This window comes from Phenylobacterium sp., from assembly GCF_025351295.1.
Classification (GTDB): domain Bacteria; phylum Pseudomonadota; class Alphaproteobacteria; order Caulobacterales; family Caulobacteraceae; genus Phenylobacterium.
In genome coordinates this window covers 1-12,373 of record NZ_JANXWD010000104.1, presented here as the reverse complement: position 1 = coordinate 12,373, position 12,373 = coordinate 1, and the positions used below count along the sequence as shown (strand labels likewise).

The following is a 12,373-nucleotide window of genomic DNA, read 5'->3' as shown; positions in this document are numbered from 1 at the left end:
GTTCTCGACGATTACGTGATCGGTCAAGACCACGCCAAGAAGGTCCTCTCGGTTGCTGTGCACAATCACTACAAGCGCCTCAACCACGCGACCAAGAACAACGACGTTGAACTGGGCAAGGCCAACATCCTGCTGATCGGTCCGACGGGCACGGGCAAGACGCTGCTGGCCCAGACGCTCGCGCGAATCATCGACGTGCCCTTCACCGTCGCCGACGCCACGACCCTGACCGAAGCCGGCTACGTCGGCGAGGACGTCGAGAATATCATCCTGAAACTGCTGCAGGCCGCCGACTACAACGTCGAGCGCGCGCAGCGCGGCATCGTCTACATCGACGAGGTCGATAAGATCAGCAGAAAGTCCGACAATCCCTCGATCACACGAGACGTTTCCGGCGAAGGCGTGCAGCAGGCGCTGCTGAAGATCATGGAAGGCACCGTCGCCTCCGTGCCGCCGCAGGGTGGGCGGAAGCACCCGCAGCAGGAATTTCTGCAGGTCGACACCACCAACATCCTGTTCATCTGCGGCGGGGCGTTCTCGGGCCTGGAAAAGATCATCTCGGCGCGCGGCAAGGGCGCCTCGATCGGCTTCGGCGCCAAGGTCTCCGACCCGGACGAGCGTCGCACCGGCGAGGTCTTCCGTCAGGTGGAGCCCGACGACCTGCTGCGATTTGGCCTGATCCCGGAATTTGTCGGCCGCCTGCCGGTGATCGCCACCCTGGACGATCTCGACGAGAAGGCCCTGGTCAAGATCCTCACCGAGCCGAAGAACGCCTTCGTCAAACAGTACGTCCGCCTGTTCGACATGGAAAATGTCGGTCTGACCTTCACCGACGATGCGCTCAACGCCGTGGCCCGCAAGGCGATCACGCGGAAGACCGGAGCGCGGGGCCTGCGTTCGATCCTCGAGGCCATCCTGCTCGACACCATGTACGAGCTGCCCACCTACGACGGGGTCGAGGAGGTGGTGGTCAATGCCGAGGTCGTGGAAGGCCGCGCCCAGCCGCTGATCATCTATGCCGAGCGCCGCGACAAGGGCGGCGCGGCGTAGTCGCCGGTCCGACGCCCCCGCGCGTGTACGCTCGGGTCGCCACCGCTATCTGCTTTCTGGCCGTTGCGGGACTTGCCGGCCCGGCATCCGCGTGGGCCGTCGACGCCGTGACGCCGGCCAAGGACTGCACCGCAAAGACGGCCAGGTCCGCTGACCCCGGCGTCGTGGCCGCCAACCCTGCGGATTTCGTCGGCCGGTGCGTCAAGGTTCGTGGCTTCTGGCGCGACTTCGGTTTCTATCCGACCCATGCCGAGGCCGGGCAACCCGACGCCCTTTCGGTGAGCTTTCTCGATACCCGCCGGCTCGGCCTCTATCTCAGCGACGCCGACCTGGCCCGCGCGCCCACCGGGCCGTCGTCGGCGACGGCCTTCGGGACGGTCGGGGTCTGCGCCGACCTGGGCGACCCGGCCAAGCTCACCGGCTACTGCGGCTTCAAGCACGGCGCCTACCTGGCGGTGGTCGGGATCCAGATCGCAAAGTAGGGCGGTCCCGGACTTCGCCAGGATGAGCGGCATTGAGTACGGATCCGAGTTGCGGACGGGATCAGCCTGCAGGCGGCGGCGGCTTCCTGAATTTCAGCACGAACTGTCGGTGTGGCCGCGGATCGTCGGGTCGAACACCGCGAGGGTCAGCGGGTCCTTGGGGTTGGCCAGCAGCGGGCTCTCGCCGTCGAACCTGAACCCGGCCGCCGTCACCTGGGCCTTCACCGTGGCGATGTCGATGCGGTGCAGGGTGTCCGTGGCGGCCAGCCCCGCGCCCGGCTTGGCCCGATGGTCGACGATGACGAACAGGCCGCCGGGCTTCAGCGCCTTGTAGACCGCCGCGTCCAGCACCGCCGGATCAATGTGGCCCATGAACTTGTCCGGATAGTCATGATAGTTCTGCGAGGTGAAGACCAGGTCCAGCGGCTCGGGCGCGCTGAAGGCCTTGCCGGGTTGCACCATCACCTTGACGTTGGTGAAGGGCGCCGCGGCGGCCATTTTCCGCAGGACATCGGAATCCGGATGGCTGACCTTGTCGTATTCCTCCGGCCAGACGCTGTAGACCTTGCCGGAGGGCCCGACGGCCAGGCTGAACAGGCGGGTGAAATAGCCGCCACCGGGGATCAGATCGTAGACCCTCTGGCCTGGCTTCACGCCCGCGAAAGCCAGCAATTCCGGGCCCTTGCGGCGGGCGTCTAACTTGGCGTCGTCGGCCCGGGCAGGGTTGGCGGCGGCTGCGGCGATGGGCGCGGGCAGGGCGGCCACGGCGGTGGCCGGGGCCATGGCGGGGGCGACGATCACGGCGGCCGCGACGGCGGCGAACATCGGTCGGGTCATGGGGTCCTCAGGCGATCTGCGATCGGGTCGAGCCTAAGGCCTGAGACGCCGTCGTGTGACACCCTTGAGACAAGCGGTCGGGTTTCCTATCTGGGCGGTCGTGTCCGGAGCAGGCCTTCCTATCGCCCGCCGCGTCTTTCCCGTGTCCGCCCGCGTAAGGGCGACCATGAGGCGCAGTGTCGCTAAGGGGTCCTGCCGCGCTTGAAAGAGCTTGGAAACCGTCCACATAAATCATCGAGTCGACCGTCGGCGCACGACGGGACGGGTCGTCCGACTCAAGCGCATCGTTTGAGTGACCACGATCCGGTAAGGCCAGGTCCGTTACAAACGGGCCGGCCAGGAGTTTAGAGCATCATGTCAGAGATCAAGATTCTGCCGATCCTGCCGTTGCGGGATATCGTGGTCTTCCCCCATCAGCCGGTCCCGCTGTTCGTCGGCCGGGAGAAGTCCGTTCGCGCCCTCGAGGAAGCCATGCGCACCGAGGGCAAACAGATCCTGCTGGCCACCCAGAAGGACAAGGACGACGACGATCCGTCGCCCAACGCCATCTATGACGTCGGCGTGGTCGCCACGATCCTGCAGCTGCTGAAGCTGCCCGACGGCACCGTGAAGGTGCTGGTCGAGGGCAAGGCGCGCGCCGGCGTCACCCGCTTCACCTCGTCCGGCGACTACTACGAAGCCGAGATCGCCATGGTGCAGGAAGACGGCGCGGGCTCGCCCGAAGCCGAGGCCCTGAGCCGCGCGGTCATCGAGCAGTTCGAAAACTATGTGAAGCTGAACAAGAAGGTGCCGCCTGAGGCGCTGGCCGCGATCCCGCAGATCGACAATCCCGGTGAACTGGCCGACCGCATCGCCGGCCACCTGTCGGTCAAGATCGCCGAGAAGCAGCAGCTGCTGGAAGTCTTCAACGTCGTGAAGCGCCTGGAGAAGGTCTACGCCCTGATGGAGGGCGAGATTTCGGTCATGCAGACCGAGAAGAAGATCCGGAACCGCGTGAAGCGGCAGATGGAGAAGACCCAGCGCGAATATTACCTGAACGAGCAGATGAAGGCGATCCAGCGCGAGCTGGGCGAACAGGACGACCATCGCGACGAGCTGATGGAGCTCGAGAAGCGGATCAAGAAGACTAAGCTCTCCAAGGAGGCCCGCACCAAGGCGGACGCCGAGCTGAAGAAGCTGCGCAACATGAGCCCGATGTCTGCGGAGTCGACGGTCGTCCGGAACTACCTGGACTGGCTGCTGTCGATCCCGTGGGGCAAGGGCAAGATGAAGCCCATCGACCTGGCCAAGGCCGAGGCGATTCTCGAGGGGGATCACTACGGCCTGGAGAAGGTCAAGGAGCGGATTCTTGAGTACCTCGCCGTGCAGTCGCGCGTCGGGTCGCTGAAGGGGCCGATCCTGTGCCTGGTCGGCCCTCCCGGCGTCGGCAAGACCTCGCTGGGCCGCTCGATCGCCAAGGCGACGCAGCGCGAATTCGTCCGCGTCTCTCTGGGCGGCGTGCGCGACGAGGCCGAGATCCGCGGCCACCGCCGCACCTATATCGGCTCTATGCCCGGCAAGATCATCCAGTCGATGAAGAAGGCCAAGTCGACCAACGCCTTCTTCCTGCTGGATGAGATCGACAAGATGGGCTCCGACTGGCGCGGCGACCCGTCCTCGGCCCTGCTCGAGGTGCTGGACCCGGCGCAGAATTCCACCTTCGGCGACCACTACCTGGAAGTGGACTACGACCTGTCGCCGGTGATGTTCGTCACCACGGCCAACTCGCTCAACATGCCTCAGCCGCTGATGGACCGGATGGAGATCATCCGCATCCCCGGCTACACCGAGGACGAGAAGGTCGAGATCGCCAAGCGGCACATCCTGCCGAAGCTGACCAAGGACCACGGCCTGACGCCGGAAGAGTTCGTGGTGCCGGAAGACGCCATCCGCGGCCTCATCCGCTACTACACCCGCGAAGCCGGGGTCCGGAGCCTGGAGCGCGAACTGGGCAACCTGGCGCGCAAGACCGTGCGTGACCTGCCGCGCGACAACGTCACCTCGATCACCATCGACGAGGCGCGGCTGGCCAAATACGCCGGCATCCGGAAGTACCGCTATGGCGAGACCGACGCCGAGGACGCGGTCGGGATCATCACCGGCCTGGCCTGGACCGAGTTCGGGGGCGACATCCTCACCATCGAGGCGGTCAAGATGCCGGGCAAGGGCCGCATGACGGTCACCGGCAACCTCAAGGAGGTGATGAAGGAGTCGATCTCGGCGGCGAACAGCTATGTCCGCAGCCGGGCCACGAAGTTCGGCATCGAGCCGCCGGCCTTCGAACGGACCGACGTCCACATCCACGTGCCGGACGGCGCCACGCCCAAGGACGGTCCGTCCGCCGGCGCGGCCATGGCCACCGCCATCGTCTCTGTGCTGACCGGCATCCCGATCCGGGCCGACATGGCCATGACCGGGGAGGTCACCCTGCGGGGCCGGGTCACCGCTATCGGCGGCCTGAAGGAGAAGCTGCTGGCGGCCCTGCGCTCCGGCGTGAAGACCGTGCTGATCCCGCAAGAGAACGAGAAGGATTTGGCCGATATTCCGGATAACGTGTTGTCTCAACTGGAGATCATCCCGGTCTCGACGATGGACGAGGTGCTGGCCAAGGCGCTCATCCGCCAGCCGGTGGCCATCGAATGGACCGAGGTCGTGCCGGTGACGGCGCCGGTCGAGGGCGACGACGGTCCGGACGCGATGCTCACGCACTAGGCCCGGCGCACGCCTCCGGACGGTTGGTTCGATCAATTTCTGTGACAAGGCGCGGCGCGGGAGCCATCCCGCGCCGCAGTCGTTTGACGGCTCCGCTTTGTCATGCCTGAATTCGCCTCAAGGCGTAGGCGGGCGCGGCCCAAGACCTTCCGCGCCAAAAGAAAATTGGGCTGGGAGCAAACGCACATGACGAAAGCCGAACTTGTATCGGCGATCGCCGACAAGGCTGGCCTGAACAAGGCGCAGGCCAAGGAGGCGCTGGACGCGTTCATCGCGTCCGTCTCGACCTCGCTGAAGGCGGGCAACGAGGTCCGGCTGGTGGGCTTCGGGAGCTTCGTGCCGGTGAAGCGGGCGGCGGGCGTGGCCCGCAATCCCAAGACCGGCGAGAAGGTCAAACGCCCGGCGTTGCAGACCTGCCGCTTCCGGGTCGGCGATGCGCTGAAGAGTACGCTCAACACCTGAAGGTCCCGACGGGGTGACAGAACGGGCGGCCGCCGGGGGGTGGTCGCCCTTTTCATTTGCCGGAAGGGCGGGAGGCGCGTAGGGAACCCGCCTCTTCGGGGAGTAGTCGTCCGCAAGACAGCGGAGCCCGCGTCAACAGACTTGGTCCTGTCTCAGGGCCATGGCGCGTGCGGCGGACCTTTCAGGGTCCGGATTGGCGAGACCGGCGATGCGGCCTCCATAGCCTACGGGCGCGGCGGGGGTGCGGCGTCGTCGTGTCGAACGCCGCGTCCCGAATGAGTTTCAGATGGAAGCTTTCTTCATCTCCGCCGGGGTCGTGGCGATCGCCGAGATCGGCGACAAGACCCAGCTGCTGGCGATCCTGCTGGTCGCCCGGTTCCGCCGGCCGGTCCCGATCATCCTGGGCATCTTTGCCGCCACGATCCTCAACCACACGGCGGCGGCGGCGCTGGGCGTACTGCTGGCGCAATGGCTGACCGGCGCCCTGTTCCAGGCGGTGGTCGGGGCCGGCTTCATCGCCATGGCGCTGTGGGCCCTGGTCCCCGACAAGGACGACCCTGCGGCGGGCGCCCGCACGGCCGGCGGGGTCTTCCTCACCACCCTGGTGGCCTTCTTTCTGGTGGAGATCGGCGACAAGACGCAGATCGCCACCACCCTGCTGGGCGCGCGGTTCCACAACATCCTCCTGGTCGCCGCCGGAACTACGCTGGGCATGATGGCCGCCAACATCCCGGCGGTGCTGCTGGGCGAGGCGGCCGTCAGGATCGTTCCGCTCCGCTATGTGCGGATCGCCGCGGCGGTGATCTTTGGCGTCATCGGCGTCTGGGTGCTGGCCGCGACCTTCCTCAAGCCGGGGTTCGGCGGCTAAGGTCGCGCCGGGCTTGGAGACTCGGATGACCACCATGAGCGCTGGCGACGGCGATACGGCGTTCTTCGGCCATCCGCGGGCGCTGGCCTACCTGGCCTTTACCGAGGCCTGGGAGCGGTTCTCCTACTACGGGATGAACACCCTGCTGGTGCTCTACATGGTCCACCAGCTACTGCTGCCGGGGCATGTGGAGAACGTCGTCGGCTTCCCGACGCTGCGGGCGACGCTCGAGCACGGCCATCCGATGACCCCGCTGCAGCTGGCGGCGGTGATCGGCGGGCTCTACGGCGCGATGGTCTATTTCACGCCGTTCTTCGGCGGGTTGCTGGCCGATTTCCTGCTGGGCCGGACGGCGACCATCATCGTCGGCGCGCTGCTGATGGCCACCGGCCACTTCCTGATGGCGTTCGAGCAGCCGTTCCTGCTGGCCCTGCTCTGCCTGATGCTCGGAACCGGCTGCTTCAAGGGCAACATCGCCAGCCAGGTGGGCGCGCTCTATCCCGAGGGCGACAACCGCCGCGCCGACGGCTTCCAGGTCTTCTACCTGGGCATCAATGCCGGGGTGATCGCCGCGCCGCTGATCGTCGGGACCCTGGCGGAGAAGATCGCCTGGCACTGGGGTTTCGGGGCGGCCGGGATCGGCATGCTGATCTCGCTGGCGATCTACCTGTCCGGGCGGCGGATGTTCCCGTCCGACCCGCCGCTTCGCAAGCGCGCCGAGCTGCACATCGAGCGACCGGCCATGACCTCCCACGAATGGCTGAAGGTCGCGCTGCTGGTCGCCCTGCTGCCGGTGCTGGCGGCCTCGATCGTCGGCAACCAGCAGATCTTCATCACCTACCTGGTGTGGGCGGAACGAAGCGCCGACCTGCGGCTGTTCGGCCAGCCCATCCTGACGGAGTGGCTGGTGTCGGTGGACGCCATCGTCTCGGTCGCCTGCCTAGCCGGCATGGTGCTGTTCTGGCGGGTCTGGAGCACACGCCTGGAGGAACCCGACGAGTTCGGGAAGATCTCCCTAGGCTGCTTCTTCGGCGCGGCCGGCGTGGCCTGCCTGGCGGTCGGTACGATCCTGACCGGGGCCGGCCATAAGGTGCCGTTCGGCTGGCTGCTGGGCTTCCACCTGCTCAACGACATCGGCTTCGCCAACGTGCTGCCGGTGGGGCTGGCGCTGTTTGCCCGAGCGGCGCCGCGCGCCATCGCCGGCATGGTGATCGGAATCTATTACCTGCACCTGTTCGCCGGCAACGCCTTCGCCGGCTGGCTGGGAACAAAGCTGGAGACCATGCCGCCGGCCGACTTCTGGCTGCTGCACGCCGGCCTGGTGGGCGGCGCCGGCGTGGTCTTCGTCCTGATCGCGCCGGTCTTCCGCAGGGTGCTGGATCCCGAGCGCGAGGCGCTGGTCGCGTTGGTCTAGGCGAAGCCGGCCGCCTTGCTCTAGAAGCGACCCACGGGCGGCTAGCTCAGCTGGTCAGAGCACCTCGTTTACACCGAGGGGGTCGGGGGTTCGAACCCCTCGCCGCCCACCATCCTGCGGAGGCTACAAGCCATGAAGCGCTGGGTCGCCGCCATCCTGGCCGCCGCGTCCGCCACGGCCTGCCACGCCGCGCCGGCCTCGGTGCAGGACTACATGGGCCAGGCGCCCGTGAAGGCCGATGCGCGGATCGCCTATGGCCCAGCCCCGGCGCAGGTGGTCGACCTGTTCCTGCCGAAGACCAAGGGGCCCTATCCCGTGGTCGTGTTGCTGCATGGGGGCTGCTTCCTGGCCGAATACCAGGGGCTGCCGCAGACCAGCGCCATCGCCGCCGACCTGGCCAAGCGTGGCTATGCGGTGTGGAACGTCGAGTACCGCAAGCTTGGCGAACCTGGCGCCGGGTATCCGGGGACCTTCCTGGATGTGGCCGATGCTGTGGACAGGCTGAAGGTCGAGGCGCGCAAGTATCGGCTCGACCCGAAGCGGGTCGTGGCGCTGGGCCACTCCGCGGGCGGGCACCTGGCGCTGTGGGCGGCGGCGCGGGGCCGGCTGCCGAAGACCAGCCCGCTGTGGCGCGCCCGTCCGCAGGCGATCCGGGCCGTGGTCAGCCTGGGCGGCATCGGCGACCTGGAGGGGCAGGGCGACGTGTTCGCCGGAGCCTGCGGGCCGGAGCCGATCCCCAGGATCATCGGGCTGGCGACGCGGCAGAACGCCTATGCCGACACCTCACCGGCCGCGCTGCTGCCAACCGGCGTGCCCGTCACCATGATCTCCGGCGAGCTCGACAGCGTCATGCCGCCCGCGACCGGCCGGGCCTATGTGGCGCGCCTGACCAGGGCCGGCGACAAGGGCGAGGCGATCTCCATTCCGGGCGCCAGCCATTTCGACGTGGTGATCCCGACGACGGCGGCGTGGCAGGTGGTGGTCGGCGCCCTCGACCGGCAATTCCGCGCGCTGCGCTAGGGGCCATGCGACGCCGCGCCCTCGGTCGGACCGGCCTGATGGTCTCCGAACTGGGGTTCGGCTGCGCCAGCTGGTGGGGCAGGCCGGCGTTCGACGAGCGCATGGCGCTGGGTCTGGTCCACGAGGCCATCGACCTGGGCGTCACCCTGTTCGACACCGGGGCCAGTTATTCGGCGGGGCAGGCCGAACCGCGCCTGGGGCGCGCGCTGAAGGGCCGCGACACGTCAGGCCTGGTGATCGCCACCAAGGCCGGCACCTACCACGCGGGGCGCGGGCGGATCGGCCGCGACATGAGCCCCGCCGCAATCGCCGCCAGCGCCGAGCGGAGCCTGCGCCACCTGGGCCAGGACGCGCTGGGGCTGCTGCAGCTGCACGGCCCGGCGATCGCCGAGCTGACCGACGACCTGCTGGAGGTCCTGGCCGGGCTGAAGGCGCGGGGGCTGGTCCGTGCGGTCGGACTCAACAGCTTCGACCCTGCCGTCATCGACCATGCCCTGGGCTTGCGCGGAATCGATGTGGTGATGGTCGACTACAACGTCCTGCGGCCCGAGCGGGAGCCGCTGATCGCCCGCGCGGCGGCGGCGGGGAAGGGCGTGCTGGCCGGCATGCCGCTGGCCATGGGTCACACCCGGCCGCTGCTCTCGCGCCTGCGCGGCCCGCGGGACCTCTGGTACGCCGCCCGCGCGCTGGCCAGGCATCGCGACGCGCTGTCGCGCGGCGCCAGGTTCGGCTTCCTGCACCGCCTGCCGGAGATGACCGGGTCGCAGGCGGCCCTGGCCTATGTGCTGGCCAATCCCGGCGTCGACGCCGCGGTGTTCGGGGCGACGCGCCCGGCGCATCTGCGGGAGAACCTGGCGGCCGCCGGCCTCGCCTTGCCGGATGGCGTCAAGGCCCGCATCCGCGCGGTCCAGCGGGCCGATCGCTGACGTTGCGTAACACTTCCGCCGGCGCGCGCCGGGAGTCATTCTAACGCCCACCTGAGTAGCGAGGACCGTCATGGCGCAAGTTTCCGTCGATCTGGAGGAGGTCCTGAAGGACGCCCACCTCCCAGCCCTGATGACCGCCCTGGTCCACATGACCGGCGACTTGAGCTGGCTGAAGCCGGAATGGACGCCGGCCTACAATCCGCTCTCGCGCGGCGACACCGGCATCCCGGAAGCGGAACAGGCCAAGATCCGCAAGGCCGCCGCCGCCGCCATTCAGGCGCACCTGGACGGCAAGCCGCTGGCCCTGCCCAGCCCGGACATCGCAACCCTGCGCCGGCAGATGGACTTCGTGGCCGGCGCGCCGATCCCCGAGCAGTACGTCGACTTCCTGGTCGACGAGCTGACCCTCAAGGGCAAATCCAGCAAGGACCCGCAGTTCGACCAGCCGAAGCTGAAGGACGCTGCGCGCAAGCTGAAGGTGCTGGTGGTCGGCGCCGGCATGTCGGGCCTGTTGACCGGCATTCGTCTGTCGCAGGCCGGTGTCCAGTTCGAGATCGTCGACAAGAACCCCGACGTCGGCGGCACCTGGTTCGAGAACAGCTATCCGGGCTGCCGGGTGGACAACGCCAACCACATGTACAGCTACTCGTTCGAGCCCAACCACGACTGGCCGCAGCACTTCTCGCCCCAGCCGGTGCTGCTGAAGTACTTTCAGGGCATCGCCGACAAGTACGACCTGCGGAAGAATATACGCTTCGAGACCATGGTGGAGACCCTGGCCTGGGACGACGCCGACTCGGTCTGGCGCGCCACGCTGAAGGGCAATGACGGCAAGGCCGAGATCGTCGAGGCCAATGTGGTGGTCACCGCCGTGGGCCAGCTGAACTGCCCGCGCCTCCCGGACATCGAGGGGCGCGAGAGCTTCGCCGGTCCGGCCTTCCACTCCGCCGAATGGCGCCACGACGTGGACCTGAAAGGCAAGCGGGTGGCGGTGATCGGCACCGGCGCCTCGGCCTATCAGTTCGTGCCGGAGATCGCGCCGGACGTGGCCCACCTGACGGTGTTCCAGCGCAATCCGCCCTGGGCGCTGCCGGTCCCGCACTACCACGAGGACGTTCCCGAGGGCATGAAGTGGACCCTGGAACACGTGCCCTACTATGACAAATGGTACCGCTTCTGGCTGTTCTGGATGACCACCGAGGGCTTCCTGCCGATGGTGAAGTCCGACCCCACCTGGAACGGCTCGCCGACCGCGGTGGGACCCGAGAACGCGATGCTGCGGGAGATGGCCGCGCAAGGTCTGGCCGCCCAGGTCGCCGACCGGCCGGACCTGCTGGACAAGGTGATCCCGCAGTACCCGATCGGCGGCAAGCGCGCGGTGCTGGACAACGGCGTCTGGCTGACGGCGCTGAAGCGCGACAACGTCAGCCTTGTCACCGACAAGGTGGTGAAGATCACGCCGAAGGGCGTCGTCACCGCCGATGGCGTGGAGCATGAGGTCGATGTGCTGATCTACGGCACCGGCTTCCAGGCCTCGAACTTCCTGTCGTTCCTGAAGATCAAGGGCCGCGGAGGGCGCGACCTGCATGAGGCCTGGGGCGGCGACGCGCGCGCCTATTTGGGCATGACCCACCCGGGATTCCCGAACCTGTTCACGATCTACGGTCCCAACACCAACATCGTCGTCAACGGCTCGATCATCTTCTTCTCGGAGTGCGCCGTCCGCTACATCGTGGGCGCGCTTCGCATGCTGGCCGAGACGGGCGCGCGGTCGATCGAGCCGAAGCAGGCGGTCTATGACACCTTCAACCGCAAGGTCGATGAGGCCAACGCCGGCTGGGCCTGGGGCTCGCCAAACGTGTCCAGCTGGTACAAGAATTCGTTCGGGCGGGTGAGCCAGAACTGGCCTTACGGCCTGATCGACTATTGGCGCGCCACCCTGGCGCCGAACCCGGATGACTTCGTCCTGGAGCGGCCGCCGGAGACCGTGGCCTGAGCGGGAGGCTGGGATGAGCGAGATCGAAGGTGGGTGCGCCTGCGGCGCGGTGCGGTTCAAGATCAGCGGCGAGCTGATGGGGACCGGCGTCTGCCATTGCCGGTCCTGCCAGTACGGCACGGGCGGCGGCCCGAACTATGTGGTGCTGGCGCCCAGGGCCGGGTTCACGGTCACCAAGGGCGAGGCCAAGATCCACACCTCCAAAGCCGACAGCGGCAACGAGGTGGGCCGCGCGTTCTGCGCCGAATGCGGGACGCCGCTCTACACCGCGACCGGAGAGGGCATGCCGTTCCTGCCGGTGAAGGTCGGGGCGCTGGACGACCCGTCGGTGTTCCAGCCGCAGATCCACCTCTACATGGAAGACGCCCAGCCCTGGCACCTGACCCACGAGGGCCTGCCGCAGTTCCCGAAGATGCCGCCCTTCGGCTAGAGCGTGACCGCGGTTAGCTGAATCGGGATTCTGGTTGTGGGCGGATCATGATTCAAGATGCGGGCTGGACGGGAGGCCAGCTCGCATGGGTCGACCCTATTCGCTGGATCTGCGGGATCGTGTGGCCCGGTTGGTGG

11 protein-coding genes and 1 tRNA gene are annotated in these 12,373 nt (G+C 67.6%); 11 read left to right on the top strand and 1 reads right to left on the bottom strand.

The window, feature by feature from the left end:
- Together clpX and Q0R13_RS14505 are read left to right on the top strand one after the other, a co-directional pair.
- Positions 1-1,050: ATP-dependent Clp protease ATP-binding subunit ClpX (gene clpX, locus Q0R13_RS14510; RefSeq protein ID WP_293905117.1), on the top strand; the 1,050-nt coding region annotated here is incomplete at its 5' end.
- Between the two features lie 107 nt (positions 1,051-1,157).
- On the top strand, positions 1,158-1,532 hold the full coding sequence (locus tag Q0R13_RS14505; protein ID WP_293905116.1) for a hypothetical protein: 375 nt from the start codon (positions 1,158-1,160) through the stop codon (positions 1,530-1,532).
- Between the two features lie 93 nt (positions 1,533-1,625).
- Here Q0R13_RS14505 and Q0R13_RS14500 read toward each other — a convergent pair whose 3' ends face one another.
- The gene (locus Q0R13_RS14500; protein ID WP_293905115.1) at positions 1,626-2,369 is read right to left on the bottom strand and encodes a methyltransferase; all 744 of its coding nucleotides are present in this window, start codon (positions 2,367-2,369) and stop codon (positions 1,626-1,628) included.
- 354 nt (positions 2,370-2,723) lie between these two features.
- On the opposite strand from Q0R13_RS14500, the gene lon reads away from it, so the two are divergent.
- From lon to Q0R13_RS14455, 9 genes are all read left to right on the top strand, one after another.
- Positions 2,724-5,120, top strand: coding sequence for an endopeptidase La (gene lon, locus Q0R13_RS14495; RefSeq protein ID WP_293905113.1), 2,397 nt, complete (start codon positions 2,724-2,726; stop codon positions 5,118-5,120).
- A gap of 186 nt (positions 5,121-5,306) precedes the next feature.
- A complete protein-coding gene (locus Q0R13_RS14490) occupies positions 5,307-5,582 on the top strand; it encodes an HU family DNA-binding protein (RefSeq protein ID WP_293905111.1) in 276 nt (91 codons plus the stop codon).
- A gap of 286 nt (positions 5,583-5,868) precedes the next feature.
- Complete coding sequence (locus Q0R13_RS14485; protein WP_293905109.1) at positions 5,869-6,450, top strand: TMEM165/GDT1 family protein; 582 nt, start codon at positions 5,869-5,871, stop codon at positions 6,448-6,450.
- 25 nt (positions 6,451-6,475) lie between these two features.
- Entirely contained in the window at positions 6,476-7,864 is a 1,389-nt protein-coding gene (locus Q0R13_RS14480; protein WP_293905107.1) for a peptide MFS transporter, read from the top strand.
- A gap of 35 nt (positions 7,865-7,899) precedes the next feature.
- A tRNA-Val gene (locus Q0R13_RS14475) sits at positions 7,900-7,976 on the top strand.
- Between the two features lie 20 nt (positions 7,977-7,996).
- The gene (locus tag Q0R13_RS14470; protein ID WP_293905105.1) at positions 7,997-8,884 is read left to right on the top strand and encodes an alpha/beta hydrolase; all 888 of its coding nucleotides are present in this window, start codon (positions 7,997-7,999) and stop codon (positions 8,882-8,884) included.
- A gap of 5 nt (positions 8,885-8,889) precedes the next feature.
- Positions 8,890-9,810 (top strand): aldo/keto reductase, encoded by a 921-nt coding sequence (locus Q0R13_RS14465; RefSeq protein ID WP_293905103.1) that lies wholly within the window; start codon positions 8,890-8,892, stop codon positions 9,808-9,810.
- A 70-nt stretch (positions 9,811-9,880) separates the two neighbouring features.
- Positions 9,881-11,806, top strand: coding sequence for an NAD(P)-binding domain-containing protein (locus tag Q0R13_RS14460; protein WP_293905101.1), 1,926 nt, complete (start codon positions 9,881-9,883; stop codon positions 11,804-11,806).
- Between the two features lie 13 nt (positions 11,807-11,819).
- On the top strand, positions 11,820-12,236 hold the full coding sequence (locus tag Q0R13_RS14455) for a GFA family protein (protein WP_293905099.1): 417 nt from the start codon (positions 11,820-11,822) through the stop codon (positions 12,234-12,236).
- Positions 12,237-12,373: the final 137 nt, after the last annotated feature.

What these genes read in the sequence shown, in the direction of transcription:
- Q0R13_RS14480 (WP_293905107.1), top strand. Translation starts at nt 6,476, where the DNA reads ATGACCACCATGAGCGCTGGCGACGGCGATACGGCGTTCTTCGGCCAT.
- Q0R13_RS14465 (WP_293905103.1), top strand. Translation starts at nt 8,890, where the DNA reads ATGCGACGCCGCGCCCTCGGTCGGACCGGCCTGATGGTCTCCGAACTG.
- Q0R13_RS14485 (WP_293905109.1), top strand. Translation starts at nt 5,869, where the DNA reads ATGGAAGCTTTCTTCATCTCCGCCGGGGTCGTGGCGATCGCCGAGATC.
- Q0R13_RS14455 (WP_293905099.1), top strand. Translation starts at nt 11,820, where the DNA reads ATGAGCGAGATCGAAGGTGGGTGCGCCTGCGGCGCGGTGCGGTTCAAG.
- Q0R13_RS14490 (WP_293905111.1), top strand. Translation starts at nt 5,307, where the DNA reads ATGACGAAAGCCGAACTTGTATCGGCGATCGCCGACAAGGCTGGCCTG.
- Q0R13_RS14470 (WP_293905105.1), top strand. Translation starts at nt 7,997, where the DNA reads ATGAAGCGCTGGGTCGCCGCCATCCTGGCCGCCGCGTCCGCCACGGCC.
- Q0R13_RS14500 (WP_293905115.1), bottom strand. Translation starts at nt 2,369, where the DNA reads ATGACCCGACCGATGTTCGCCGCCGTCGCGGCCGCCGTGATCGTCGCC.
- Q0R13_RS14460 (WP_293905101.1), top strand. Translation starts at nt 9,881, where the DNA reads ATGGCGCAAGTTTCCGTCGATCTGGAGGAGGTCCTGAAGGACGCCCAC.
- lon (WP_293905113.1), top strand. Translation starts at nt 2,724, where the DNA reads ATGTCAGAGATCAAGATTCTGCCGATCCTGCCGTTGCGGGATATCGTG.